We start from the raw sequence: 22,852 nt of genomic DNA on the forward strand, positions 1-22,852 counted from the left end.
CTTACCTCTTTCCCCGCAAGACGATCGAAAACCACACCAGCACGCCTATGCCGGTCGCGGCCATCGATTCCAGGGTATCCGAAAACGGCAATTCGACGAGGCGCCGAAGCCCCTCCAGAAGGATGTTGGCAGCAGCGATGCAGACAACGCCGATGACAATGCTGCGCAGCGTCAGCAAAGATCCGGTGCTTTGCGCTTCAGCCATCAACGTGGCTCCTTGCCGAAGACGCGGATGTATTCGGCGACGCCGCCCTTGGCGAGCGCCTTGGCCTGCTTGCCCCAGTCGTCGCGCTCGATGCGGCCCTGGAAAGCGAGATATCCATCCACCCAGTCGCGCTCGGCCTTATTCCAGGATGCGACCTGTGTGAAGGTGAAGATGCCAAGCGAATGAAGGATGCCCTCGATCTTCGGGCCGATGCCCGAGATCAGCTTGAGATCGTCGACCGCGGCCGGCCTGTCGATTCCGGCCGGACGGTTCTTGTCCTCGAGCGACGGCTTTGCGGGTCTGGCTGTCGGCGCCTTGACGGTCGGGGCCACCGGGGCGTTGGCCGCTGGCGCCTTGAATTCCGGAGCGATGAAGGCAGCTGCCGGCGTGGAGGTGGTCTTCGGGCCATTACGCTGCTTGGCGACCTTCTCGACTTCAGGCGCCGCGGTGTTGGCGTTGGCGGCCGAATGCAGGGGCGCCGGGACGCTCGCCGCTTTTTCCGCCGCCGGTGCAACCTTGGCCCTGGAGGGCGACTTCAACGCCGAGCTGGTTTCCGGCGCATCGGTTTTCGGTTTGCCGGCGTTGGATGGCGCGACCGGGGCGGCCGCTGCAGGAGCGGCAGGCGCCGGAACAGGCGCTGCAATGATCGCGTCGGGCGCCGCGTGGGCAGCCTTGCTCGCCGCCCTGGCTTCCTTGTCGCGCGTCGCTTTGAGGATCGCCTTTTCGCTCTTCAGCGTCGTCAGGCCAGGCGCCGGCTCCGAGCCGGTTCTGCCATTTTGCGGTCCCGTGGGAACCGAGGCCCCCTTGCCTGCATCATAAAGATCGATGATTTCGGCCAGCCGCTCAGGCGTCAGATCCTCGAACGTGTCCTTGAAGACCATCACCATCGGCGCGTTGACGCAGGCGCCGAGGCATTCGACTTCCTCCCACGACAGTGTGCCCTTGTCGTTGGTGTGGAACTGGTCGTGATGGATTTTCGAGCGGCACACATCCATCAGCGCTTCCGAGCCGCGCAGCATGCAGGGCGTGGTGCCGCAGACCTGTATATGCGCGCGCGTGCCGACCGGATTGAGTTGGTACTGCGTGTAGAAGGTCGCGACCTCAAGCCCGCGAATGCGCGGCATGCCGAGCATATCCGAAATCGTCTCGATCGCCGCCTTGGTGACCCAGCCTTCCTGCTCCTGCGCAATCATCAGCAAGGGAATGATCGCCGACTGCTCGCGACCCTTCGGATATTTCTTGATCCATTGCTTCGCGACCGCCGCATTCGCCCGGTTGAAGGCGAAGGTGGCTGGCTGGACGCTTGCATCTGCGAGACGGCGGACTGACATTTAGCGATCGGGCCCCTGCTCTGCTACGAGAGCTATTGCGGTTTCACATTCTTTCTGATGAGAAAACGGAATGCGTTCGGCAGATCGAGCAACACTCGCAAATCGCTCTGCGGGCAACGTGTATTGCCACAGTCCCAGAACGGTTTGCCTTACTTGAGGCGAGATCCATGCCATGACCGCATCAGCGTCGATGTCATCGTCGAACAAGTGCTCGTAAAAAGCGACACCAGCCGCATTCCAAATCTGTTTGTTCGGGTGAACGGCAGCCCATTGGGCGAACCCATGCATTCTACCCAGCTTGTCGACGTCATTCTCGCGGTGGGCAAGGCGCGTCTTGGGTAGCAGGGTAAAAAAGAAGTCATAGATCGAACAGTGCTGAGTCGAGTTGTAAGAAGCCTCTGCGAACTCGACCGGCAGCATGGCTTTTGCCAATTCGCGCCACCGCGGTAGGGCAGCGTCGGCATTCCCTCGAACACCGACCTGAGAGCGCACTGTAGGATTGGCTGCCGCCATCACCGATCAACCTCCCCGAAGACGATATCGAGGGAACCCAGGACGGCAGTGACGTCGGCCAGCATGTGGCCGCGGCAGAGGAAATCCATGGCTTGCAGATGCGCGAAGCCGGGCGCGCGCAGCTTGCAGCGATAGGGCTTGTTGGTGCCGTCGGAGACGAGATAGACACCGAACTCGCCCTTCGGCGCCTCGACGGCAGCATAGACCTCGCCGGCCGGCACGCGATAGCCCTCGGTGTAGAGCTTGAAATGATGGATCAGCGCTTCCATCGAGCGCTTCATCGCCTGGCGCTTCGGCGGCACCACCTTGCCGTCGAGGTTCGACACCGGCCCGGTGCTCTCCTTGCCGAGCAGAAGGTCGACGCACTGGCGCATGATTTTCGCCGACTGGCGCATCTCTTCCATGCGCACGAGATAACGGTCGTAGCAGTCGCCGTTCTTGCCGATCGGGATGTCGAAATCCATCTCGGAATAGCATTCATAAGGCTGCGACTTGCGCAAATCCCAGGCCGCACCCGAGCCGCGCACCATGACGCCGGAAAAGCCCCAGGCCCAGGCGTCGGCAAGCGACACGATACCGATATCGACATTGCGTTGCTTGAAGATGCGGTTGCCGGTAAGCAGCCTGTCGAGGTCGTCAAGCGACTTCAGGAACGGGTCGATCCACTTGCCGATGTCCTCGACCAGCTTCGCCGGCAGATCCTGGTGCACGCCGCCGGGACGGAAATAGGCCGCATGCATGCGCGAACCGGAAGCGCGCTCATAAAACACCATCAGCTTTTCGCGTTCGACGAAACCCCACAGCGGCGGCGTCAGCGCGCCGATATCCAGCGCCTGCGTCGTCACATTGAGGATGTGCGACATGATGCGGCTGAGCTCGGAATAGAGCACGCGGATCAACTGGCCGCGCTTCGGCACTTCGATGCCGAGCAACCGCTCGGTGGCGAGCGCGAAGGCATGCTCCTGGTTCATCGGTGCGCAATAGTCGAGCCGGTCGAGATAGGGCACTGCCTGCAGATAGGTTTTGTGCTCGATCAGCTTTTCGGTGCCGCGATGCAGCAAGCCGATATGCGGATCGACGCGGTCGACCACCTCGCCGTCAAGCTCCAGCACAAGACGCAAAACACCGTGCGCCGCAGGGTGCTGCGGTCCGAAGTTGATGTTAAAGTTGCGGACGGAGGTTTCAGCCATTCTGGCGCCTCTGGCGAAGAGTCAGTAGTGAGTAGTGAGTAGTGATCATCAATCTCAATGCCTGCTTCATTCCGCCTGCTTGGCCTGCACCGTTCGGATAAGAGATCTCATCATTTTTCCAATCTCTTCGCATCGCAGCAGCAGCTCAATCTCATTGTCTTTTCGCAGCAGGCCAACCCGACATGCCAGCAGTATGTGTGTCTCCAGTTCCTTCAACGAGCCTTGCGCCATGCGCAAAAATTGAACGAACGACCCTCTGTTCTCCCGACCGTATCCCTCCGCGACGTTCGCTGCGACCGAAACCGCCGATCGGCGCATCTGAGAGGTCATGCCGTAAATCTCATCCCTCGGAAACTCTTTGGTGAAACGGTAGCAATCCTCAGCAAGCGTCATCGCCGATTGCCACACCTTCAAGTCGCGATAAGATTCGATCCGTTGCTCCAAATCTTTTGCTACTGACTACTCACTACTTCCTACTCACTGTTTCGCCTTCTCATCGCCCGGCAGGACGTAGTCCGTCCCTTCCCATGGCGAGAGAAAATCGAAGTTCCTGAATTCCTGCTTCAATTCCACCGGCTCGTAGATCACGCGCTTGGCTTCGTCGTCGTAGCGCACCTCGACGAAACCGGTCAGCGGGAAGTCCTTGCGCAGGGGATGGCCCTCGAAACCGTAGTCCGTGAGGATGCGGCGCAGGTCCGGATGGCCGGAGAACAGCACGCCATAGAGATCGTAGGCCTCGCGCTCATACCAGTCGGCGCCGGGATAGACAGCGGTGAGCGACGGCACCAGCGTCTCTTCGTCGGCCTGCACCTTGATGCGGATGCGCAAATTCTGCTTCGGCGAAAGCAAATGATAGACGACATCGAAACGCTTGACGCGCGACGGGTAGTCGGCGCCGCAGATATCGATGATCGAAATGAACTGGCAGCCCGAATTGTCACGCAGGAAGCTTGTCACCTCGATCAGATTGTCTGTAGCAACCGAGATCGTCAGTTCGCCATAGGCAAGCACCGCATCGGTGACGCGGCCCGGCAGCTTTTCGCCGAGATAGGTCGACAGTTCGCTCAGGGATGCGGCCATGGGTCTACCGTTCGATCGTGCCGGTGCGGCGGATCTTCTTCTGCAGGAGAAGAATGCCGTAGAGCAGCGCTTCGGCGCTCGGCGGGCAGCCGGGCACATAGATGTCGACCGGCACGATGCGGTCGCAGCCGCGCACCACCGAATAGGAATAGTGATAATAGCCGCCGCCATTGGCGCAGGAGCCCATCGAGATGACGTAGCGCGGCTCCGGCATCTGGTCGTAGACCTTGCGCAAAGCGGGGGCCATCTTGTTGGTCAGCGTTCCCGCCACGATCATTATGTCCGACTGGCGCGGCGACGCGCGAGGAGCCACGCCAAACCGCTCCGAATCATAGCGCGGCATCGAGGTGTGGATCATCTCGACGGCACAGCAGGCGAGACCGAAGGTCATGAACATCAGCGAGCCGCTGCGTGCCCAGGTGATCAGCGCCTCGGTCGAGGTGACCAGAAAACCCTTGTCGGCCAGTTCATTGTTGATCTCGAGGAAGAACGGATCGTCGGAACCGACCGGACGTCCGGTATTGGGGTCGATCAGGCCTTTGGGCTTCGGCGCGACGAGCGTTCCGGAACTGTCGTTCAATCCCATTCCAGCGCTCCTTTTTTCCACTCATAGGCAAAGCCGATGGTCAGCACCGCCAAAAACACCATCATCGACCAGAAACCGAGCATGCCGATCTTCGAGAACGACACCGCCCACGGAAACAGGAAGGCCACTTCCAGATCGAAGATGATGAACAGGATCGACACCAGGTAGAAGCGGATGTCGAATTTCATCCGGGCATCGTCGAACGAGTTGAACCCGCACTCGTAGGCGGAAAGCTTCTCCGGATCGGGATTGCGATAAGCCACCAGGAACGGCGCGATGATAAGCGCCAGGCCTACAACTGCGGCCACGGCGATGAAGAGGACGATGGGCAGGTATGAACTGAGGAGTACGTTCATGCTCGGCTTTCCGTTGGCGGCCAATCCACTTTGATTACAGCAACCAACCCTAATGCGGAAGCGCGACAGTTTAACCGCTGAACCGTTTTAGGTGCCTTTGCTGCAACGCGGCGAGGGTTAGCGCACGGCTTTCAGCGAAGCAAGTCAAACCTTGTTCAAAAGACAGTGCTGGACGGCAGGCCGGGAAAAACTGGTCCGATCTCCTCCTGTTTGATTTCCTTCATCTTTCACTCCACTTTTGTCTCCTGACACATCTCCCGCCATTTGCCTGCTAGCATGACCGGAATCGCCGGCTAAAGTCGGGAAAATGGTTCGAGGCAAGACACTTTGACGAAGGACAAAATCTCACTCCCCGCGGCCAGGCGCATCGCGCTCGCCGCGCAAGGATTTCTCGATCCCCGCCCGGTCGGCACGCCCGATCGCCGCCACCTCGCCCGCGTGCTGTCGCGCACCGGCTTGCTGCAGATCGATTCCGTCAGCGCGGTGGTGCGCGCCCACTATATGCCGCTCTATTCGCGGCTTGGCCCCTACCCGCTGGCTTTGCTCGACAATGCGGCCATCACCCGCAAACGCACGGTGTTCGAATACTGGGCGCATGAGGCCTCGTTCCTGCCGGTCGAGACCTACCCGCTGATGCGCTGGCGCATGCAGCGGGCCGAGCAAGGCGACGAAATGTATCTCGGCCTCGCCAAATGGGGCCGCGAGCACGCCGCCTATATCGAAGAGATCTACCGCGCGGTCGCCGAGCGCGGCCCGATTGCCGCTTCGGCACTGGAAGGCCAGAAAGGTTCGGGCGGCTGGTGGGGCTGGAGCCACGCCAAGCACGCCTTCGAATGGCTCTTCTGGGCCGGACGCATCACCACGGCGCACCGCCGTGGCTTCGAACGCTTCTATGACCTGCCCGAGCGCGTGCTGCCGCAGGCGATCCTCGATCTGCCGGTGCCGGCCGCCGAGGACGCGCACCGCGAATTGCTGCGCATTTCTGCCCGCGCCCACGGCATCGCGACGTCGGGTGACCTGCGCGATTATTTCCGCTTGTCGCCGGCCGACATGAAGGGCCGGTTGGAGGAACTGGTCGAGATGGGCGAGTTGCTGCCGGTAAACGTCGAAGGTTGGGACAAGCCGGCTTACCTCTATAGGGACGCCCGCCTGCCGCGAAAGATCGAGGCCCGCGCCTTGCTGGCCCCCTTCGATCCGGTGGTCTTCGAGCGCGCGCGCACCGAGCGTCTCTTCGATTTCCGCTACCGCATCGAGATCTACACCCCGGCCGACAAGCGGCAATATGGCTATTACGTGCTGCCTTTCTTGCTCGGCGACAAGATCGTCGCCCGCGTCGACCTCAAGGCCGACCGGCCTGCGAGTGTCTTACGCGTCCACGCCGCCTATGCCGAAGCAGGCGCACCGCCTGAGACCACCGCACAGCTTTTCGAGGAACTAAAGGAGATGCAGGGCTGGCTTGGCCTTGAGCGCATCGAAGTGACGCCGGCCGGCAATCTGGGGCCGGCATTGGCTAGCGAGAGAGATGGCCAACCCTTGCAGCGTCTGTCATAGACGCCTCAATAAGCCTCGTAGGTTGTGCAATGGCATCGGACAAAGTGCTCGACATGATCCATGGCGCCCTCATTGCGCATGGAATAGATGCAGTCCGCAGAGATAGGGACGTCATGCTCCAATCGAAGCAGCTTCGGTTTGAGGCTGAGGTGTTCGAGACGAGTTCTGACCGGCTGGTCCTGGAAATCTACATTTTTTCTCCGCTGCTTGATGTTCAGCCGGTCATTGAATCCTTTGCTGGCTTCGGCGACACGCGCGAACAGGAACTGAACCAGGCGTTTGAAAAGTTTCTCCGTGGTGTTTTCCATGTGGCCATTGAGGGACTGGCCGATCACGTCTGCGAGAACATGCAGGCCGAAATAGAGCTTTGGCAGCGAAGCAGCGCCAGTTGGAAGATCTGGCGAAAAGATGCCCGCTGGAAAATCTATAGCGGCCCGGTCATTTCCCAGGCCACAACCGAGCTATGCTCGCTGACACCAGGCTATCCAGCATTCTATGCCAAGCTGGAAAAGCTGTTCACAGCTTCGGTACCCCCCGGAAGCCATTTTGTCCGGACCTTTCTGGCAGGCTTGAAGGGCACGCTGATTAGTGCCGAAGTCCTTCTGGACAACGCGGTTTGGCATGAGGGACAGAATCTGGCTGTCGGTCATGACTGGGACTATAGCGATGGCTATCAAGCTATCCGACAGGTCATCCTGGCACTGCCGGAAGCCGGGACATGACAGCCCCTGCCGACATCGCCATGTCGTAGCCGTGCGTTGACACCGCTGCCTGCAAAAGCCTAAATCCGCTCCAGACGGTCCCCTGCCCGCAACGGCAAGGGCCAAGAGGGAATGCGGTGCGGGACGAAAAAATCCCAAATCCGCGGCTGTCCCCGCAACTGTAAGCGAAGAGCCAAGGCCGAAAGCCACTGGGTAACACCGGGAAGGCGGCTAACCAAGGCAATGACTCGCGAGCCAGGAGACCTGCCGTCTGAGACAAAGTATCCGATCGCCTGGCGGGTTTCCGGGCAAGGAGCACGGTTTTTGGACCAGAACAGCAGTTTTTCGGCTGGCACAACGGACATTGCGTCCGGCGACAACGACGCCCTGACCGGCGTGACCGTCATCGTCTGCGCCTCCTGCCGCGATGAGACCGGTTCCGACGCCCATCCGCGCGCCGGCGAATTGCTGGCTGAGGACACAGGCCGCGCCGCTGCCGGCGATATCCGGGTCCGCACCGCCGAATGTCTCGGCAATTGCAAGCGCCGCCTCAGCGCCGCGATCCTGCGCGATGGCTGCTGGAGCTATGTCTTCGGCGATCTGACCGCAACCAGCGGCGCCGACCTCGTTACCGGCGCAAAGCTCTTCGCGACTTCGGCCGACGGCCTCATCCCGTGGCGCGGCCGGCCCGATAGCCTCAAGCGCGGCCTCGTTGCCCGCATCCCACCCCTCGACATGCTGAAGGACTGACGATGAACGCTTCAAACCCGGCCGCCAACCTCTCCCGTGTTCCCTGCACTGTCGTTACAGGCTTCCTCGGCGCCGGCAAGACGACGCTGGTCCGCCATCTCCTGGAAAATGCCGGCGGCAAGCGCATCGCCATCATCGTCAACGAGTTCGGCGACATCGGCATCGACGGGGAAATCCTGAAAGGCTGCGGCATCGACACCTGCCCCGAGGAAAACATCGTCGAACTGGCCAATGGCTGCATCTGCTGTACAGTCGCCGACGATTTCGTGCCCGCCCTCGACAAGATCCTCGCGCTGACACCGAGGGTCGACCACATCCTGATCGAGACCTCGGGCCTGGCTCTGCCCAAGCCGCTGGTCCAGGCGTTCCAGTGGCCGAGCGTGAAGAGCCGGGTAACCGTCGACGGTGTCATCGCCGTGGTAGACGGCCCGGCGCTGGCCGAAGGCCGCGTCGCCAACGACATGGACGCTTTGCAGGCACAGCGCGCTCAGGACGAGACGCTCGACCACGACGATCCGGTCGAAGAAGTCTTCGAGGACCAGATCGCCTGCGCCGACCTGATCATCCTGTCGAAGAGCGATTTGATGGATTCAGCCGGTTCGGCCCGCGCCAACGCCATCATCAATGAACATTCCGCCCGCGCGGTAAAAATCGTGCCGACTGCGCATGGCAAGGTCGACCCGTCGGTGCTGCTTGGCCTCGGTCTCGCCGTCGAAGACGACATCGAGAACCGCAAGTCGCATCACGACGGCGCTTTCGATCACGAGCATGACGATTTCGACACCTTCATCGTCGACATCCCCTCGATCGCCAATCCCGACGACCTGGCCAAGCGCGTCGCCACCGCCGCCGAACAGGAAAACGTGTTGCGTGTGAAAGGCTTCGTCGATGTCGGCGGCAAGCCGATGCGGCTTTTGCTGCAGGCCGTCGGCCCGCGCGTCAATCATTACTATGACCGCGCCTGGGCGGCTGAGGACGACCGCCGCTCGCGTCTTGTCGTCATTGGCCTGAAAGGACTGAACCGCCCGGCGATCGAGCGTATACTCGCCGGCTGATCCAAACCACGAGCCGAAATGCATATACTCACCACCACATCCGCCTCGCTCGACGATCTCGCCGAGCCCGTCGATCTCGGGCAGACGCCGGCGGATATCGTGGCGCTGTCCTTCACCGACAGCGACCTCGCCGGCCTCGCGGCGGCGTGGAAGGCCGATGCCGCCCGCCTGCCGTCGATGCGGCTGGCGGCGCTGCGCGACCTGCGCCATCCCATGTCCGTGGACCTCTGGATCGACAGCGTCGCCCGCCACGCCAAGGTGATTTTGGCGCGCATCCTCGGCGGCTACGACTGGTGGCGCTATGGCTGCGACCAGCTTGCCGCGACTGCCCGTGCGAACGGCATCAAGCTGGCGCTGCTGCCGGGCGAGAGCCACGACGAGGATCTCAGGCTGATCGAAGCCTCGACGCTGCCGCGCGAGGATCTGGACGTCCTGCTTGGTTATTTCCGCGAGGGCGGACCGGAGAATATGGCAGCACTGATGCAGCGGCTGGCGGGGTTGGCTGGGCAGGATGCGGCGGCGGCTGAGCCGGTCAGCGTGCCGAAAGCTGGTTACTACGAGCCTGGCCGCGGCGTCGTAGGCAAGTTGGATTTTGCCGATGTCGGCGTTCCTTCACACCCCCCTCTGTCCTGCCGGACATCTCCCCCGCAAGGGGGGAGATCAGCCGGCGCGGACCTCGGCACTTTTTCTGCCCAGCCGATAATAGATTCCTCTGCAACATCCCCGATTGGCGAAAGCGTCGATGAGAGCACAATCTCCCCCCTTGCGGGGGAGATGTCCGGCAGGACAGAGGGGGGTGGGCGGGAACTCGGCGCAGACAACATCAACTCTCCCATCATCCCCATCCTCTTCTACCGCTCGATGCTGCTGGCCGCCGATGTCGCGCCAATCGATGCCCTCTTTGATGCACTCCGCCAGCGCGGCATGAGACCGGTCCCGATCTTCGTCTCCAGCCTCAAAGACCCGACCTCCCTGGCCTTCGTCGAAACCGCACTGGCCTCGCTCAACCCCGCCGCCATCATCACCGCAACCGCCTTCGCCTCCGGCGCCGAACCCGGCGTCCAAACCCTGTTCGACCGCGCCGGCGTGCCGGTCTTCCAGGTCATCGTCGCCACCACCCGCCGCGACGTCTGGGACAACAACCAGCGCGGCCTGGCGCCCGCCGACCTCGCCATGCATGTCGTGCTGCCCGAACTCGACGGCCGTATCCTTGCCGGCGCGATTTCCTTCAAGGGCGAGAGCGAGACCGACCCGGCGCTCGGCCACCGCGCTTTCGCCAACCGCCCGGAACCGGATCGCGTGGCGCAAGTGGCGGACAGGCTAGCGGCGTTCACACGGTTGCAGCAGACGCCCCGCGCGACGCGTAAGTTGGCGATCCTCATTCCGGACTATCCGAGCGCGCCCGGCCGCACTGGCTATGCAGTGGGCCTGGATGTGCCGTCCAGCGTGCTGGCCATGCTGCATGACCTGAAGGAGCAGGGCTATCGCGTTGACGGGATTCCAGAAACGCCGCGTGCGCTGCTGGACGCGTTGGGGCGGAGCGATGGTGGGCTGGGGCTGGATGAGTATCTGGACTTCTCAAAGGATTTGCCGGCTCAGGCACTGGCTGCAGTCGAGGCGGCATGGGGCGCTCCTTCACGCTCCCCCTTGTGGGGAGGGTCGGTTCGCGACATTCGCGAAGCGGATAGCGCGAAACGGGGTGGGGGTAGCGGTGCACCACCCCCACCCGGCGCTGCGGGCCACCCTCCCCACAAGGGGGAGGGCAAGAGCGGCTTCCCCTTCCGCGCCGCCACCTTCGGCAACATCACTGTCGCTCTCGCCCCCGACCGTGGCCGCTCGGCCGACCGCCGCGCCGATTACCACGACCCGACGCTCCCTCCCCGCCACAACCTCATCGCCTTCGGCCTGTGGCTGCGCAAATCGCTCCGCATCCATGCTCTCATCCATGTCGGCGCTCATGGCACGCTGGAATGGCTGCCCGGCAAGACGGTAGCGCTCTCACAAAACTGCTTCCCCGAGATCGTCACCGGCTCGTTGCCCGTCATTTACCCCTTCATCGTCTCCAATCCCGGCGAAGCGGCGCAGGCGAAGCGGCGTATCGCCGCCGTCACGCTTGGCCATCTGCCGCCGCCGTTGACCGGTGCCGGCCTCGACGAAGGGCAGCACAAGCTCGAACGCCTCGTCGACGAATACGCCCAGGCCGACGGCCTCGACCGCCGCCGCCGCGATCGTCTGGCCAAGCTGATCGTCGACACGGCGCAAAAGACCGGCTTCGCCTCCGAAGCCGGCGTCGCCGGAACCGATGCGCCCGACGAGGCGCTGCGCCGCATCGACGCCTGGCTCTGCGACCTCAAGGATTTCGCCATCAAGGACGGCCTGCACATCTATGGCCGCGCTCCCGACGACGAGCCCGACGCCATGCGCGTGCAAAGCGCGGAGGCCGAGAAAGCAGCACTTCTTGCCGCGCTCGACGGCCGTCACATCAAGGCGGGTCCGGCGGGCGCACCGGCGCGTGGCCGCTCCGACGTGCTGCCCACCGGCCGCAACCTGTTCACCTCCGACCCGCGCACCATGCCGACGCCGACCGCCTACGATCTGGGAAAGGCGGCGGCAGAAGAAGTCGTGCGCGGCTATATGCAGTCGCATGGCGACTGGCCGCGCTCGCTGGTCATCGACCTCTGGGGCTCGGCCTCGCTGCGCACCGGCGGCGAGGAGATCGCGCAAGGCCTGGCGCTGATGGGCTGCCGGCCGCAATGGGACAGTGCCACCGGCCGCATCACCGGCATCGAAGTGCTGCCGCCGGCCACGCTCGGTCGCCCGCGCGTCGATGTCACCTGGCGGATTTCGGGTCTGTTCCGCGACATGTTCCCGACCCAGATCGCGCTGATCGACGCCGCCGCCAACGCCGTAGCCGCGCGCGACGAGGACGATTCGGAAAACCCGCTCGCCGCCAGAACCCGCGCCGATGGCAAGATCGGCCCGCGCATCTTCGGCACCTCGCCCGGCACCTACGGCGCCGGCGTCGAGGACCTGCTGTCCAGCGGCGACTGGGTCGGGCGCGAAGAAATCGGCCGCGCCTATCTCGATGCGACATCGCATGCCTATGGCGGCGCCGAGGGCGAAGGCATTGCCTCCCCCGGCGCTTTCGAGACCCGCATCGCCGAGGCCGATCTGCTCGTCCACACCGGCGACGATCCCGGCCGCGACATTCTCGAGGGCTCCGCCGACGTCGCCTTCATCGGCGGCTTTTCGGCTGCACTTGCGACGCTCGGCCGAAATGCCGACGTCATCGTGCTCGACACCACCGACCCGCACAAGCCGAAGCCGCGCTCGGTCGGCGAGGCTGTGTCGCGGGTTGTGCGGGCGCGAGCCGTCAATGCGCGTTTCATCGCCGGCCAGATGCGGCACGGCCCGCGCGGCGCCTCCGAATTCGCCGAAACGGTCGACCGCCTCATCGGCTTCGCTGAAACCACGCACGCCATTTCAGGCGCGCTGATCGAGGCCGTGCATGATGCCTATGTCGGTGATCCCGATGTCCGCGCCTTCATCCTGCGCGAAAACCCGGCCGCAGCCAAAGTCATCGCCGAACGCTTCCTGTCGGCGCGCCGGCGTGGTCTCTGGCATCCCTTGCGCAACGCGATCGACGACGATCTCGCGGCGTTGATCGCCGAGGCCGAGGCGCTCGGGGTCGCGGCATGAACGCCTTCTCGCGCCGCGGCGCCTGTCCGGCTCTCTCGGCGCCGATGCAGACCGGCGATGGCCTGCTGGTGCGGCTCAACCCGGTTGCTGGAGGGCTTTCCCCCAAGTCGCTGATCGGACTCTGCGAATCCGCCTTGAAGCGCGGCAACGGCATCATGGAAGTGACCGCACGAGGCAGCCTGCAGATACGCGGCCTGACGGCGGAAAGTGCGGTGCTGTTGGCGGCGGAGGTCGATGCACTGGGGATTGCAGTGCGTACCGGCGTGCCGGTCGAGACCGGGCCGCTGGCTGGCATCGATCCGCGGGAGATTGCCGATCCGCGATCTTTGGCTGAGCGGGTCAGGGCTGCGGTCGAGGAAGCTGGGCTGACGCCAAGGCTCGGGCCGAAGGTTTCGGTGGTTGTCGATGGCGGCGGGCAGTTGACGATGGATGGGGTGACGGCCGATGTCAGGCTGAAGGCGGTGCGATTCAGCGCTAGCGTTCTGTGGGCTTTGTCTGTTGCCGGCGATGGCCAAAGCGCGAGGCCGCTTGCGACGGCCGATGAGGATGCAGCGCGCGATATTGCGGTTGCTGTGCTGAGGATGGTTGCCGAGAAGGGGCGTGACGCACATTCTCGGGATTTGTCGGAGAGGCAATTGGCCTCTCTCGCAAGCTGGCATTCCTTCGCACCCCCCTCTGTCCTGCCGGACATCTCCCCCTCAAGGGGGGAGATCAGCAGGGTCGCCGGCGGCTCTCCACTTTCGACGCTGAAAATTGGCGAAATCGCCCACGAAGACGCAATCTCCCCCCAAGCGGGGGAGATGTCCGGCAGGACAGAGGGGGGTGTGCAGGATCGCCGGCCTATCGGTCTTTTCCCCTTATCCAACGACACCACCGCTCTCGGCATAGCCCTCCCCTATGGCAGCATGCCGGCCGAAAAACTCATCGCCCTCGCCCAAAGCGCCCTGTCCCTCGGCGTCGCCGAAATCCGCCTCGCCCCCGGCCGCGCCTTGCTTTTCCTCGGCCAACCATCGTCCGCAAACCACCTCCTGCAAGCCACCGCCACCGCGCTCGGCTTCGTCACCACCGCCGCCGACCCGCGCACCCGCATCGCCGCCTGCCCCGGCACCCCTGCGTGTGCCTCCGGCCGCATCGCCACGCGCGACATCGCCGAGACAATCGCCGCCGAAAACGCTGATATCCTCGACTTCACACTGCACATTTCCGGCTGCGCCAAGGGCTGCGCTCACCCCGGCTCTGCCGCGCTAACAATCGTCGGCGGCGAAAACGGAGCCGGACTTGTCGTGAACGCGACGGCAAAGGCCCTTCCTGCGGGCTACAGGCCGGGCTATGACGCCGCACGCGGCGTCAGTCGCGTCGCGGCGATGGTCCGCAGCGCACGATTTCAGGGCGAAACCGCCGCCGCTTGCCTGACAAGGCTCGGGCCGGCGGCAATCGCCGAAAGCTACCGACAGGAATAAGCATGGCCGCCTACGATTACATCCATGACGGCAACGCCATCTATGAGCGCTCTTTTGCCATCATCCGCGCCGAGGCCGATTTGTCCCTCTTTTCCGAGGCCGAGGCCGACGTCGCCATCCGCATGATCCATGCCTGCGGCCAGGTCGAAGCATCAAGTCATTTTGTCTTCTCCAGCGATTTCGTCGCCGCCGCCCGCAGCGCCTTGGCGGCCGGCGCGCCGATCTTCTGCGATGCCGAAATGGTCTCGCATGGCGTCACCCGCGCCAGGCTGCCGGCCGGCAACGAGGTGATCTGCACCTTGCGCGACCCGCGCACGCACGACATCGCCAAGGAGATCGGCAACACCCGCTCGGCGGCGGCAATCGATCTGTGGGGCGAGCGTATGGCCGGTTCGGTGGTCGCCATAGGCAATGCGCCGACGGCACTGTTCTATCTCCTGGAAAAGTTGCGCGACGGCGCGCCGAAGCCGGCAGCCATCATCGGCATGCCGGTCGGCTTCGTCGGTGCCGCCGAATCCAAGGATGCGCTGGCCGAGAATTCCTATGGCGTACCCTACGCCATCGTGCGCGGCAGGCTTGGCGGCAGCGCCATGACCGCAGCCGCGCTCAATTCGCTGGCGAGGCCCGGCCTGTGAACGCAGCCGTCAAAGAAGATCTGGCAAAAGGCCGTCTTGTCGGCGTCGGCACGGGGCCTGGCGACCCCGAGCTGCTGACGCTGAAGGCCGCGCGCGTTCTGGCCGAGGCCGATGTCGTCGCCTACTTCGCCAAGCGCGGCAACAACAGCAATGCGCGCGCCATCGTCGAGGCGCGCTTCCGGCCGGATATGCTGGAACTGCCGCTGCTCTACCCCGTCACCACCGAGATCGACAAGGATCACGACGACTACCGTTCGCAGATCACCGATTTCTACGAGGAGTCGGCCGAGAAGGTCGCCGAACACCTCGAAGCCGGCCGCATGGTCGCCGTGCTCTCCGAAGGCGACCCGCTGTTCTACGGCTCCTACATGCACCTGCATGTCCGCCTCGCCCATCGCTTCCCAACCGAGGTCATCCCCGGCGTCACCGCCATGTCCGGCTGCTGGTCGCAGACCGGCGTGCCTATCGTCCAGGGCGACGATGTGCTGACGGTTTTGCCCGGCACGATGAGCGAGTTCGAGCTGACACGCCGTCTCGCCGACACGGATGCCGCCGTCATCATGAAGGTCGGCCGCAATCTGTCCAAGATCAGGCGGGCACTGGACGCCACCGGCAAGCTCGCCCGCGCCGTTTATGTCGAGCGCGGCACCATGGCCGGCAGCATCTCGATGAAGCTTGCCGACAAGCCGGACGACAAGGCCCCCTATTTCGCCATCGTGCTGGTCGCCGGCTGGTCCGGCCGGCCTGGCGTTATGGGAGCCAAGCCATGAGCGGCCGCCTCACCGTCATCGGCCTTGGGCCCGGCAATGCCGATCAGGTGACGCCGCAAGCCAGCCGCGCCGTCGCCGAGGCAAAGTTCTTCTATGGCTACAAGCCTTATCTCGACCGGCTGGAGCTGCGCCCGGACCAGACCCGCGTCGCCTCGGACAATCGCGAGGAACTCGCCCGCTCCAAGGACGCGCTGGTAAAGGCGGCGGACGGCCATGACGTCGCCGTCGTCTCCGGCGGCGATCCCGGCGTGTTCGCCATGGCGGCCGCCGTCTGCGAGGCGATCGAGGCCGGTCCGGCCGAATGGCGCACCGTCGATGTCACTGTCGTGCCGGGCGTCACCGCCATGCTGGCGGTTGCCGCCCGCATCGGCGCGCCGCTCGGCCATGATTTCTGCGCCATCTCGCTGTCCGACAATCTGAAGCCGTGGGACTTGATCGAACTGCGCCTGCTGGCGGCGGCCGGCGCCGGCTTTGTCATCGCGCTCTATAACCCGATCAGCAAGGCGCGCCCTTGGCAGCTCGGCCGTGCCTTCGAATGCCTGGCCGCCATCCTGCCCGGCACCACGCCGGTCATCTTCGGCCGCGCCGCCGGCCGCCCGGACGAGCGCATCGAGGTCTTTTTGCTGGCCGATGTCGACGCGCAAAAAGCTGACATGGCGACCTGCATCATCATCGGTTCGCCGGAAACACGGATCATCAAGCGCGGCGACAAACCGGCGCTGGTCTACACGCCGCGCTCCGCGACGGGGTCGAGCAAATGATCGACCCAAAATTTATCAACAAGAGCGGCGAGTTCATCGACGGTCTCGGTCGAAGGCACCTCCGGCAGGAAGGGCCTGCGCACCATCACCACCTCGATACCGAGCGCCCGCGCCGCGGCGATCTTGCCGTAGGTGGCCTCGCCGCCGCTGTTCTTGGATACGACGACATCGATGCGGTGCTCCTCGAGCAGAGCGCGTTCATCCGCCTCGCGAAACGGCCCACGCGCCAGCAGGTAGGCCGCATCCGGCACCGCCAGTTTCGGCTCGACCGGATCGACGCTGCGGATGAGGTAGTGATGCTGCGGCGCCGCCTCGAAAGCCGCGACCTCTTGCCGGCCGAGCGACAGGAAGGCGCGGCGCGGCGTCGATCCAAGCGCGTGCACCGCATCGCCTGTCCTATCGACCTGCGTCCAGCGGTCGCCGTCGACAGGCTTCCAGCCGGGACGGCGCAGCGCCAGGATCGGCACACCGGTCAGGCGCGAGGCTTGCGCCGCATTGGCGGATATCTGCGCCGCATAGGGATGTGTGGCGTCGATCAGCAGGTCGATGCCCGCCTCCCTGAGATAGGCGGCCAGCCCGTCGGCGCCGCCAAATCCGCCGCTGCGCACCGGCACGCCTTGCGCGACCGGGCTTTCGGTGCGGCCGGCCAGCGACAGGGTGACACGGAAATCTTCCACCAGTTTTTCGGCCAATTGGCGCGCTTCTGTCGTGCCGCCAAGGATCAGAATCTTCTTCATGAGCACCATGTTGAACAGCGTCGGCGCTGCCCCTCACCCCTACCCTCTCCCCGTGAAGAACGGGGAGAGGGAGGCGTCAGCGCCGGAGCGTCTCCCTTCTCCCCGTCACCACACGGGGAGGTGAGGAGTGGTCTGGCTGGCAGACGAAAAGTCAATTGCTTGACTTTTCGAACGACGAACGCCTCAGGCGAATGAGGGGCGGCGCGACATGTCAAAAAAACAGCCCACGCCAAAATGGCTCGCAATCGTCGGCATCGGCGAGGACGGTTTAGCGGGTCTCGGCGACGAGGCCAAGCGGCAGATCGCTGACGCCGAGACCGTCTTCGGCGGCAAGCGGCATCTGGCGCTGGTGGCTTCGCTCATCAAGGGTGAGCAGCGCCCATGGCCGGTGCCATTCGATGCCGACATGGCAGACGTGCTGGCGCTGGCCGGCCGGCGCGTCTGCGTGCTCGCCTCCGGTGATCCATTCTTCCACGGGGTCGGCGCCACCCTTGCCCGCAAGGTCAAGCCTGAAGAGATGCATGTCATCCCCGCGCCATCGGCGATTTCGCTGGCTGCCGCCCGGCTCGGCTGGGCGTTGCAGGACATCGAGACGATCTCGCTGCATGGAAGGCCGCTCGACCTGATCCGGCCGCTGCTGCATCCCAGGGCGCGCATCCTGGCGCTGACATCGGACGGCGACGCGCCAGCGACAATAGCGCGCCTGCTCGTAGAGCTCGACTTCGGCGGTTCGCGGCTGACCGTTCTGGAAGCGCTGGGCGGACCGAACGAGAAGCTTCGCTCGGCACGTGCCGACGCTTTCGATCTCAGAGACATCAATCCGCTCAACGTGCTGGCGTTTGAGCTTGAATCGACACAAGAGGCCCGCATCCTGCCGCTGACCGTTGGCCGCGCCGACCATCTGTTCGAGCACGACGGCCAGATCACCAAGCACGACATCCGCGCCATCACGCTTGCGGCGCTGGCGCCGAGGCGTGGCGAATTGCTGTGGGACATCGGCGCCGGTTCCGGCTCCATCGGCATCGAATGGATGCTCGCTCACCCCTCGATGCGCGCCATCGCCATCGAGGCCAACAGCGACCGCGCCGCCCGCATCGTCCGCAACGCCGCGCATTGCGGCGTGCCCGGTCTTGTCGTGGTGGAAGGGTCGGCGCCCAAGGCACTGGCCGGGCTGGACACGCCGGATGCGATCTTCATCGGCGGAGGTGGCAGCGACGCCGGCGTACTGAACGCCGCCATCAAGGCGCTGCCATCCCGTGGCCGTCTCGTTGCCAATGCGGTGACGCTGGAGATGGAGGCGCTGCTTCTCGCGGAGCACATCAAGCGCGGCGGCGACCTTACCCGCATCACCATTTCCCGCGCTTCTCCTGTCGGTTCGATGCAGGCCTGGCGCCCGGCCATGCCGGTCACCCAGTGGAGCTGGGTGAAGCCATGATGGTGGCGGGCATCGGCAGCCGGAAGGGCGTGAGCGTCGAAGACGTGCTCGCGGCGATCGAAACCGCCCTCGAAGCGCACGGGCTGGCGATAACGGCGCTGTCGGCCTTGGCGACCGCCGCGCTCAAGAAAGACGAAGAAGCGATCTCTGCCGCTGGCCGCACGCTTCACCTTCCCGTCATCATCGTTGATGACGCAGCACTTCAGGCCGTCTCGCCGGAGGCACTCAGCAAATCCGATCTCTCGCAGGATCTCGCCGGCACACCCTCCGTCTCAGAAGCCTCCGCCCTTGCCGTTGCCGGCCCCGGTGCAAAGCTGCTTGGTCCACGCACCGTGCTCGGCCCGGTCACCTGCGCCATCGCCATCAGCGGAGACGCGCCATGACCGTGCATTTCATCGGCGCCGGTCCCGGCGCCGCCGACCTCATCACACTGCGCGGCGCCAAGCTGCTGGCAAGCTGCCCGGTCTGTCTGCATGCCGGCTCGATCGTCGCGCCGGAATTGCTGCAACACTGCGCACCGGGGACCAAACTGATCGATACGGCGCCGATGTCACTCGACGAAATCGAGGTCGAATATGTGACAGCCCACCAGGCCGGCCACGATGTCGCCCGCCTGCATTCCGGCGACCTCTCGGTGTGGAGCGCCGTGGCCGAGCAGATCCGCCGGCTGGAAAAACACGGCATTCCTTACACGCTGACGCCGGGCGTTCCCTCTTTCGCCGCCGCAGCCGCAGCCCTTCGCCGCGAACTGACCATTCCCGAGGTGGCGCAAAGCCTGGTGCTGACCCGCGTCTCCGGCCGCGCCTCGAAAATGCCGCCGGGCGAAACGCTGGCCGGCTTCGGCCGCACCGGCGCCACACTGGCCATTCATCTCGCCATCCACGCCATCGATCGCGTCGTCGCCGAATTGTCGCCGCATTATGGCGGCGATTGCCCGGTGGCGATCGTCTTTCGCGCTTCATGGCCGGACGAGCGCGTGCTGACCGGCACGCTAGCGACCATCGAGGCGCTGCTCGCCGCCGATCCCATGGAGCGCACGGCGATCATCTTCGTCGGCCGCTCGCTGGCAGCGGAAGGTTTTGGCGAGAGTTCATTGTACGACGCCCACTACCAGCGGCGTTTTCGCGGGCGGGACGGATTGTGAGCGGCAAGACCAAAAGCGAAAACCCGACGCTCGAACAGGCGCTTGCACGGCTGAACTTCAAGCCGCGCCGGCTTGAGCCGGGCCATGTCTGGCTGGCCGGCGCCGGTCCCGGCGATCCCGGCTGCCTGACGCTGGAAGTGCTGGCGGCATTGGCCGAGGCCGACGCTGTGGTCTATGACGCGCTGGTCTCCTCTGACGTTGTCGCCGTTGCGGACAATGCCCAGCTGTTCTTTGCAGGAAAACGCGGCGGCAAACCGTCCATGAGGCAGGACGATATCACCGCTTTGCTGGTGCGGCTGGCACGCGAGGGCCGCCGCGTCGTCCGGCTGAAGGGCGGCGATCCCTATATTTTCGGCCGCGGCGGCGAAGAGGCGCTGGCGCTGGCGCGCGAAAAAATCCCTTTCCGCGTCATGCCCGGCCTGACATCGGGGCTGAGCGCGCTGGCCGCCACCGGCATTCCCGCAACCATGCGCGGCATCAACAAGGCGATCATCCTGGCGACAGGTCATGCCGCCGGCACAGATGACGATCTCGACTGGGGCGCGATCGCCCGCACCGGCCAGCCGGTGGTCATCTATATGGGCATGGCCAATCTGCCTGTTATCGCCGCGTCGCTGCTCGAAGGCGGGCTGGCGCCGTCGACGCCGGCGGCTGTCATCGTTTCGGCGACGACACCGCAGGAGCGGACCGTCGTCGCGACACTCGCCACCATTTCCGAAGCGGCCGCCGCGGCGGAATTGGCCTCGCCGGCCCTCATTGTCGTCGGCGGCATCGTCGCCATGCGCGCAGCACTGGCGGGTAACGCATGACCCGCGCCATCATCATCGGCGCGCCGCGTTCCGGCTCCGGCAAGACCAGCGTCACCATCGGCATTTTGCGCGCGCTCGCCCGGCGCGGCATCAAGGTGCGCGGCGCCAAGTCCGGCCCCGACTATATCGATCCGGGTTTTCATACCGCCGCCACTGGCCTGTCCGGCGTCAACCTGGACAGCTGGGCGATGTCGCCTGACCTGCTCAACGCGTTGGCCAGCAATGCCACCGAGGACGCCGATTTTATCTTCCTCGAAAGCGCCATGGGCCTGTTCGACGGCATCCCGGCCGGACAAGGCCGCACCGGCTCGGCCGCCGATCTGGCGCGGCTCTACCACCTGCCGGTGCTTTTGGTGCTCGACGTCTCGGGACAGTCGACGACGGCGGCCGCCGTCGCGAAGGGTTTTGCCACCTACGACCCGGATGTGCGCATGGCCGGAATCGTGCTCAACCGTCTCGGCAGCGAGCGCCACCGCAAGCTGTGCAGCGAGGCGATCGAAACGCTCGGCCTGCCGGTCGTCGGCGCCATCCTGCGCGATCCCACGCTCAATTTGCCGGAGCGCCATCTCGGCCTCGTCCAGGCCGGCGAATATGCCGACCTGATGACGCATCTCGACCGCCTCGCCGACATGGTCGAGAAATCCCTCGACCTTGACGCCATCATGGCGCTGGCCGCGCCGTTTTCGCCGGCATCAGGCAGTTTCGAACATGCCTTGCAGCCGCCCGGCCAACGAATCGCGCTCGCCGAAGACGCCGCCTTCACCTTCCTCTATCCGCACGTCGCCGCCCACTGGCGTCAGGCCGGCGCCGAGATCGTGCCGTTCTCGCCGCTAGCCGACGAAGCACCGGTGCAGAATTGCGATGTCTGCTGGCTGCCCGGCGGCTATCCCGAGCTCCACTCCGGCAGCCTCGCGGCGGCGACCAGTTTCCGAGCTGGCATGGCCAGGTTTGCCGAGACCAAGCCGATCCATGGCGAGTGCGGCGGCTTCATGGTGCTGGGCGAAGCGCTGGAGGACGCGGCCGGCGAGACGCACGCCATGCTTGGCCTGCTCGGCCATTCCACCAGCTTTGCCAAGCGCAAGATGAACCTCGGCTACCGCGAGGCACGCCTGCGCGTCGCCTGTCCGCTGGGGCCGCAAGGCGCGCTGATCCGTGGCCATGAATTCCACTATGCGCAGATGATTGCGACCGGCAATGACGAGCCATTGGCCGATCTCGCCGACGGTCAGGGCAATCCGCTCGGCGCCTCCGGCTATCGCCGCGGCCATGTCAGCGGCACCTTCTTCCACGCCATTGCGAGGGGTGCATGACCTCCGTGCCCTCGCCCCGGCAAGCGCTCGACGACGTCGCGCTTTGCCTCGTCTTCTTCACCCGGCTGCCGCTGCCGGTCTTCGACCTTCGTGGCCGCAGCCTGGCCGATGCGATCTGGGCGGCGCCTGTCGCCGGCCTCGCCGTCGCTGTGGCTGGTGCTGTCGTCTACGCCGCGGGCGTACAGCTCGGCCTTGCCCCCGGCCCGGCAGCAGCCCTTGCGCTTGCAGCAACCCTGCTCGCCACGGGCTGCCTGCATGAGGACGGGCTTTCCGATGTCGCAGATGGCTTTGGCGGCGGCAAGACACGCGATAAAAAACTGGAGATCATGCGCGACAGCCGCATCGGCGCCTATGGCGCAGCAGCTCTTGGCCTGTCGATGCTCATCCGCTGGAGCGCGCTGTCGCAACTGGCCAATCCGACAGGCGTGCTCTTCGCGCTGATCGCCGCCCACGCCGCATCGCGCGGCCTGCTCGGCGCGTTCATGCATCTGGCGCCGGCGGCGCGCAGTGACGGCCTGTCTGCCGGCGCCGGGACCGTCTCGGCCCAGACAGCTGTTCTCGGCGCCGTGCTCGGCGCCATCCCCCTTCTGACGCTGGGGCTCGGCGGCGCCTGTGCCGCACTGATCCTGCTCGCTCTCGTGTTCAGCGCCTTGCGCGCGCTCTCCCTCAACCAGATCGGCGGCCACACCGGTGACACGATCGGCGCCCTGCAGCAGCTGGGCGAGATCACTGTCCTGCTCGTCGCTTCCGTTTCCCTGTCCTGATTCTTCCCCG

General features: G+C 64.8%; 24 protein-coding genes and 1 riboswitch. Of the genes, 15 read left to right on the top strand and 9 right to left on the bottom strand.

Annotated features, from left to right (window positions below):
• Position 1 precedes the first annotated feature (1 nt).
• The 8 genes from NKJ80_RS28170 to NKJ80_RS28205 form a co-directional block, all read right to left on the bottom strand.
• The gene (locus NKJ80_RS28170; protein ID WP_352463135.1) at positions 2-205 is read right to left on the bottom strand and encodes a hypothetical protein; all 204 of its coding nucleotides are present in this window, start codon (positions 203-205) and stop codon (positions 2-4) included.
• Positions 205-1,536 (bottom strand): NADH-quinone oxidoreductase subunit E, encoded by a 1,332-nt coding sequence (locus NKJ80_RS28175; protein ID WP_023733805.1) that lies wholly within the window; start codon positions 1,534-1,536, stop codon positions 205-207. The genes NKJ80_RS28170 and NKJ80_RS28175 overlap by 1 nt, the downstream gene beginning before the upstream one ends.
• Positions 1,537-2,049, bottom strand: coding sequence for a DUF7674 family protein (locus tag NKJ80_RS28180; protein WP_352498756.1), 513 nt, complete (start codon positions 2,047-2,049; stop codon positions 1,537-1,539).
• Positions 2,049-3,239 (bottom strand): NADH-quinone oxidoreductase subunit D, encoded by a 1,191-nt coding sequence (locus NKJ80_RS28185; RefSeq protein WP_023685196.1) that lies wholly within the window; start codon positions 3,237-3,239, stop codon positions 2,049-2,051. The genes NKJ80_RS28180 and NKJ80_RS28185 overlap by 1 nt, the downstream gene beginning before the upstream one ends.
• 66 nt (positions 3,240-3,305) lie before the next feature.
• Positions 3,306-3,683 carry a four helix bundle protein gene (locus NKJ80_RS28190; protein ID WP_031193090.1) on the bottom strand — a complete coding sequence of 126 codons (378 nt, stop codon included), beginning with the start codon at positions 3,681-3,683 and terminating at the stop codon, positions 3,306-3,308.
• A gap of 33 nt (positions 3,684-3,716) precedes the next feature.
• Positions 3,717-4,319: an NADH-quinone oxidoreductase subunit C gene (locus NKJ80_RS28195; RefSeq protein ID WP_023685194.1), complete on the bottom strand. Its 603-nt coding sequence runs from the start codon at positions 4,317-4,319 to the stop codon at positions 3,717-3,719.
• Between the two features lie 4 nt (positions 4,320-4,323).
• Entirely contained in the window at positions 4,324-4,905 is a 582-nt protein-coding gene (locus tag NKJ80_RS28200) for a NuoB/complex I 20 kDa subunit family protein (RefSeq protein WP_023670824.1), read from the bottom strand.
• Positions 4,896-5,261 (bottom strand): NADH-quinone oxidoreductase subunit A, encoded by a 366-nt coding sequence (locus tag NKJ80_RS28205; protein ID WP_023670825.1) that lies wholly within the window; start codon positions 5,259-5,261, stop codon positions 4,896-4,898. The genes NKJ80_RS28200 and NKJ80_RS28205 overlap by 10 nt, the downstream gene beginning before the upstream one ends.
• Before the next feature lie 327 nt (positions 5,262-5,588).
• Here NKJ80_RS28205 and NKJ80_RS28210 point away from each other — a divergent pair, with 327 nt between their 5' ends.
• From NKJ80_RS28210 to NKJ80_RS28250, 9 genes are all read left to right on the top strand, one after another.
• On the top strand, positions 5,589-6,812 hold the full coding sequence (locus NKJ80_RS28210) for a winged helix-turn-helix domain-containing protein (protein WP_286438805.1): 1,224 nt from the start codon (positions 5,589-5,591) through the stop codon (positions 6,810-6,812).
• 29 nt (positions 6,813-6,841) lie between these two features.
• Positions 6,842-7,534 (top strand): DUF6348 family protein, encoded by a 693-nt coding sequence (locus NKJ80_RS28215; RefSeq protein WP_023690307.1) that lies wholly within the window; start codon positions 6,842-6,844, stop codon positions 7,532-7,534.
• A 58-nt stretch (positions 7,535-7,592) separates the two neighbouring features.
• A riboswitch (cobalamin riboswitch) is annotated at positions 7,593-7,799 on the top strand.
• Positions 7,800-7,837: 38 nt separating this feature from the next.
• Positions 7,838-8,263 carry a DUF1636 family protein gene (locus NKJ80_RS28220; RefSeq protein WP_023685191.1) on the top strand — a complete coding sequence of 142 codons (426 nt, stop codon included), beginning with the start codon at positions 7,838-7,840 and terminating at the stop codon, positions 8,261-8,263.
• Between the two features lie 2 nt (positions 8,264-8,265).
• Positions 8,266-9,318 (top strand): cobalamin biosynthesis protein CobW, encoded by a 1,053-nt coding sequence (gene cobW / locus NKJ80_RS28225; RefSeq protein WP_023829424.1) that lies wholly within the window; start codon positions 8,266-8,268, stop codon positions 9,316-9,318.
• Positions 9,319-9,336: 18 nt separating this feature from the next.
• On the top strand, positions 9,337-13,017 hold the full coding sequence (cobN, locus tag NKJ80_RS28230; protein WP_352498757.1) for a cobaltochelatase subunit CobN: 3,681 nt from the start codon (positions 9,337-9,339) through the stop codon (positions 13,015-13,017).
• Entirely contained in the window at positions 13,014-14,477 is a 1,464-nt protein-coding gene (gene cobG / locus NKJ80_RS28235; protein WP_023733812.1) for a precorrin-3B synthase, read from the top strand. Before cobN ends, cobG begins: the two co-directional genes overlap by 4 nt.
• 2 nt (positions 14,478-14,479) lie before the next feature.
• Positions 14,480-15,112, top strand: coding sequence for a precorrin-8X methylmutase (locus NKJ80_RS28240; RefSeq protein WP_352498758.1), 633 nt, complete (start codon positions 14,480-14,482; stop codon positions 15,110-15,112).
• A complete protein-coding gene (locus NKJ80_RS28245) occupies positions 15,109-15,882 on the top strand; it encodes a precorrin-2 C(20)-methyltransferase (protein ID WP_031197672.1) in 774 nt (257 codons plus the stop codon). Before NKJ80_RS28240 ends, NKJ80_RS28245 begins: the two co-directional genes overlap by 4 nt.
• Positions 15,879-16,643 carry a precorrin-3B C(17)-methyltransferase gene (locus NKJ80_RS28250; protein WP_023670833.1) on the top strand — a complete coding sequence of 255 codons (765 nt, stop codon included), beginning with the start codon at positions 15,879-15,881 and terminating at the stop codon, positions 16,641-16,643. Before NKJ80_RS28245 ends, NKJ80_RS28250 begins: the two co-directional genes overlap by 4 nt.
• On the opposite strand, the gene NKJ80_RS28255 is transcribed toward NKJ80_RS28250, so the two are convergent.
• Positions 16,607-17,380: a cobalt-precorrin-6A reductase gene (locus NKJ80_RS28255; RefSeq protein ID WP_033001520.1), complete on the bottom strand. Its 774-nt coding sequence runs from the start codon at positions 17,378-17,380 to the stop codon at positions 16,607-16,609. The two genes, NKJ80_RS28250 and NKJ80_RS28255, sit on opposite strands and share 37 nt — an antisense overlap.
• Before the next feature lie 208 nt (positions 17,381-17,588).
• On the opposite strand from NKJ80_RS28255, the gene NKJ80_RS28260 reads away from it, so the two are divergent.
• From NKJ80_RS28260 to NKJ80_RS28285, 6 genes are read left to right on the top strand one after another with little or no spacing between them, the layout of a single operon-like run.
• Complete coding sequence (locus tag NKJ80_RS28260) at positions 17,589-18,815, top strand: bifunctional cobalt-precorrin-7 (C(5))-methyltransferase/cobalt-precorrin-6B (C(15))-methyltransferase (protein WP_023690314.1); 1,227 nt, start codon at positions 17,589-17,591, stop codon at positions 18,813-18,815.
• Positions 18,812-19,198 carry a cobalamin biosynthesis protein gene (locus NKJ80_RS28265; protein WP_352463128.1) on the top strand — a complete coding sequence of 129 codons (387 nt, stop codon included), beginning with the start codon at positions 18,812-18,814 and terminating at the stop codon, positions 19,196-19,198. The genes NKJ80_RS28260 and NKJ80_RS28265 overlap by 4 nt, the downstream gene beginning before the upstream one ends.
• The gene (gene cobM, locus NKJ80_RS28270; RefSeq protein WP_023690316.1) at positions 19,195-19,959 is read left to right on the top strand and encodes a precorrin-4 C(11)-methyltransferase; all 765 of its coding nucleotides are present in this window, start codon (positions 19,195-19,197) and stop codon (positions 19,957-19,959) included. Before NKJ80_RS28265 ends, cobM begins: the two co-directional genes overlap by 4 nt.
• Positions 19,956-20,768, top strand: a complete 813-nt coding sequence (cobA, locus tag NKJ80_RS28275; protein WP_023690317.1) for a uroporphyrinogen-III C-methyltransferase — start codon at positions 19,956-19,958, stop codon at positions 20,766-20,768. The genes cobM and cobA overlap by 4 nt, the downstream gene beginning before the upstream one ends.
• A complete protein-coding gene (locus tag NKJ80_RS28280; RefSeq protein ID WP_352498759.1) occupies positions 20,765-22,078 on the top strand; it encodes a cobyrinic acid a,c-diamide synthase CobB in 1,314 nt (437 codons plus the stop codon). The genes cobA and NKJ80_RS28280 overlap by 4 nt, the downstream gene beginning before the upstream one ends.
• On the top strand, positions 22,075-22,842 hold the full coding sequence (locus NKJ80_RS28285) for an adenosylcobinamide-GDP ribazoletransferase (protein WP_352498760.1): 768 nt from the start codon (positions 22,075-22,077) through the stop codon (positions 22,840-22,842). The genes NKJ80_RS28280 and NKJ80_RS28285 overlap by 4 nt, the downstream gene beginning before the upstream one ends.
• Positions 22,843-22,852 lie beyond the last annotated feature (10 nt).

The sequence above is a fragment of the Mesorhizobium sp. M0030 genome (assembly GCF_040323695.1).
In the GTDB taxonomy this organism is placed as follows: Bacteria; Pseudomonadota; Alphaproteobacteria; order Rhizobiales; family Rhizobiaceae; genus Mesorhizobium.

Excerpts from the sequence above, each read along its gene's own strand:
- NKJ80_RS28170 (WP_352463135.1), bottom strand. The coding sequence starts at position 205 with ATGGCTGAAGCGCAAAGCACCGGATCTTTGCTGACGCTGCGCAGCATT.
- NKJ80_RS28175 (WP_023733805.1), bottom strand. The coding sequence starts at position 1,536 with ATGTCAGTCCGCCGTCTCGCAGATGCAAGCGTCCAGCCAGCCACCTTC.
- NKJ80_RS28180 (WP_352498756.1), bottom strand. The coding sequence starts at position 2,049 with ATGGCGGCAGCCAATCCTACAGTGCGCTCTCAGGTCGGTGTTCGAGGG.
- NKJ80_RS28185 (WP_023685196.1), bottom strand. The coding sequence starts at position 3,239 with ATGGCTGAAACCTCCGTCCGCAACTTTAACATCAACTTCGGACCGCAG.
- NKJ80_RS28195 (WP_023685194.1), bottom strand. The coding sequence starts at position 4,319 with ATGGCCGCATCCCTGAGCGAACTGTCGACCTATCTCGGCGAAAAGCTG.
- NKJ80_RS28200 (WP_023670824.1), bottom strand. The coding sequence starts at position 4,905 with ATGGGATTGAACGACAGTTCCGGAACGCTCGTCGCGCCGAAGCCCAAA.
- NKJ80_RS28205 (WP_023670825.1), bottom strand. The coding sequence starts at position 5,261 with ATGAACGTACTCCTCAGTTCATACCTGCCCATCGTCCTCTTCATCGCC.
- NKJ80_RS28215 (WP_023690307.1), top strand. The coding sequence starts at position 6,842 with ATGGCATCGGACAAAGTGCTCGACATGATCCATGGCGCCCTCATTGCG.
- cobW (WP_023829424.1), top strand. The coding sequence starts at position 8,266 with ATGAACGCTTCAAACCCGGCCGCCAACCTCTCCCGTGTTCCCTGCACT.
- cobN (WP_352498757.1), top strand. The coding sequence starts at position 9,337 with ATGCATATACTCACCACCACATCCGCCTCGCTCGACGATCTCGCCGAG.
- cobG (WP_023733812.1), top strand. The coding sequence starts at position 13,014 with ATGAACGCCTTCTCGCGCCGCGGCGCCTGTCCGGCTCTCTCGGCGCCG.
- NKJ80_RS28240 (WP_352498758.1), top strand. The coding sequence starts at position 14,480 with ATGGCCGCCTACGATTACATCCATGACGGCAACGCCATCTATGAGCGC.
- NKJ80_RS28250 (WP_023670833.1), top strand. The coding sequence starts at position 15,879 with ATGAGCGGCCGCCTCACCGTCATCGGCCTTGGGCCCGGCAATGCCGAT.
- NKJ80_RS28255 (WP_033001520.1), bottom strand. The coding sequence starts at position 17,380 with ATGAAGAAGATTCTGATCCTTGGCGGCACGACAGAAGCGCGCCAATTG.
- NKJ80_RS28260 (WP_023690314.1), top strand. The coding sequence starts at position 17,589 with ATGTCAAAAAAACAGCCCACGCCAAAATGGCTCGCAATCGTCGGCATC.
- NKJ80_RS28265 (WP_352463128.1), top strand. The coding sequence starts at position 18,812 with ATGATGGTGGCGGGCATCGGCAGCCGGAAGGGCGTGAGCGTCGAAGAC.
- cobM (WP_023690316.1), top strand. The coding sequence starts at position 19,195 with ATGACCGTGCATTTCATCGGCGCCGGTCCCGGCGCCGCCGACCTCATC.
- NKJ80_RS28280 (WP_352498759.1), top strand. The coding sequence starts at position 20,765 with ATGACCCGCGCCATCATCATCGGCGCGCCGCGTTCCGGCTCCGGCAAG.
- NKJ80_RS28285 (WP_352498760.1), top strand. The coding sequence starts at position 22,075 with ATGACCTCCGTGCCCTCGCCCCGGCAAGCGCTCGACGACGTCGCGCTT.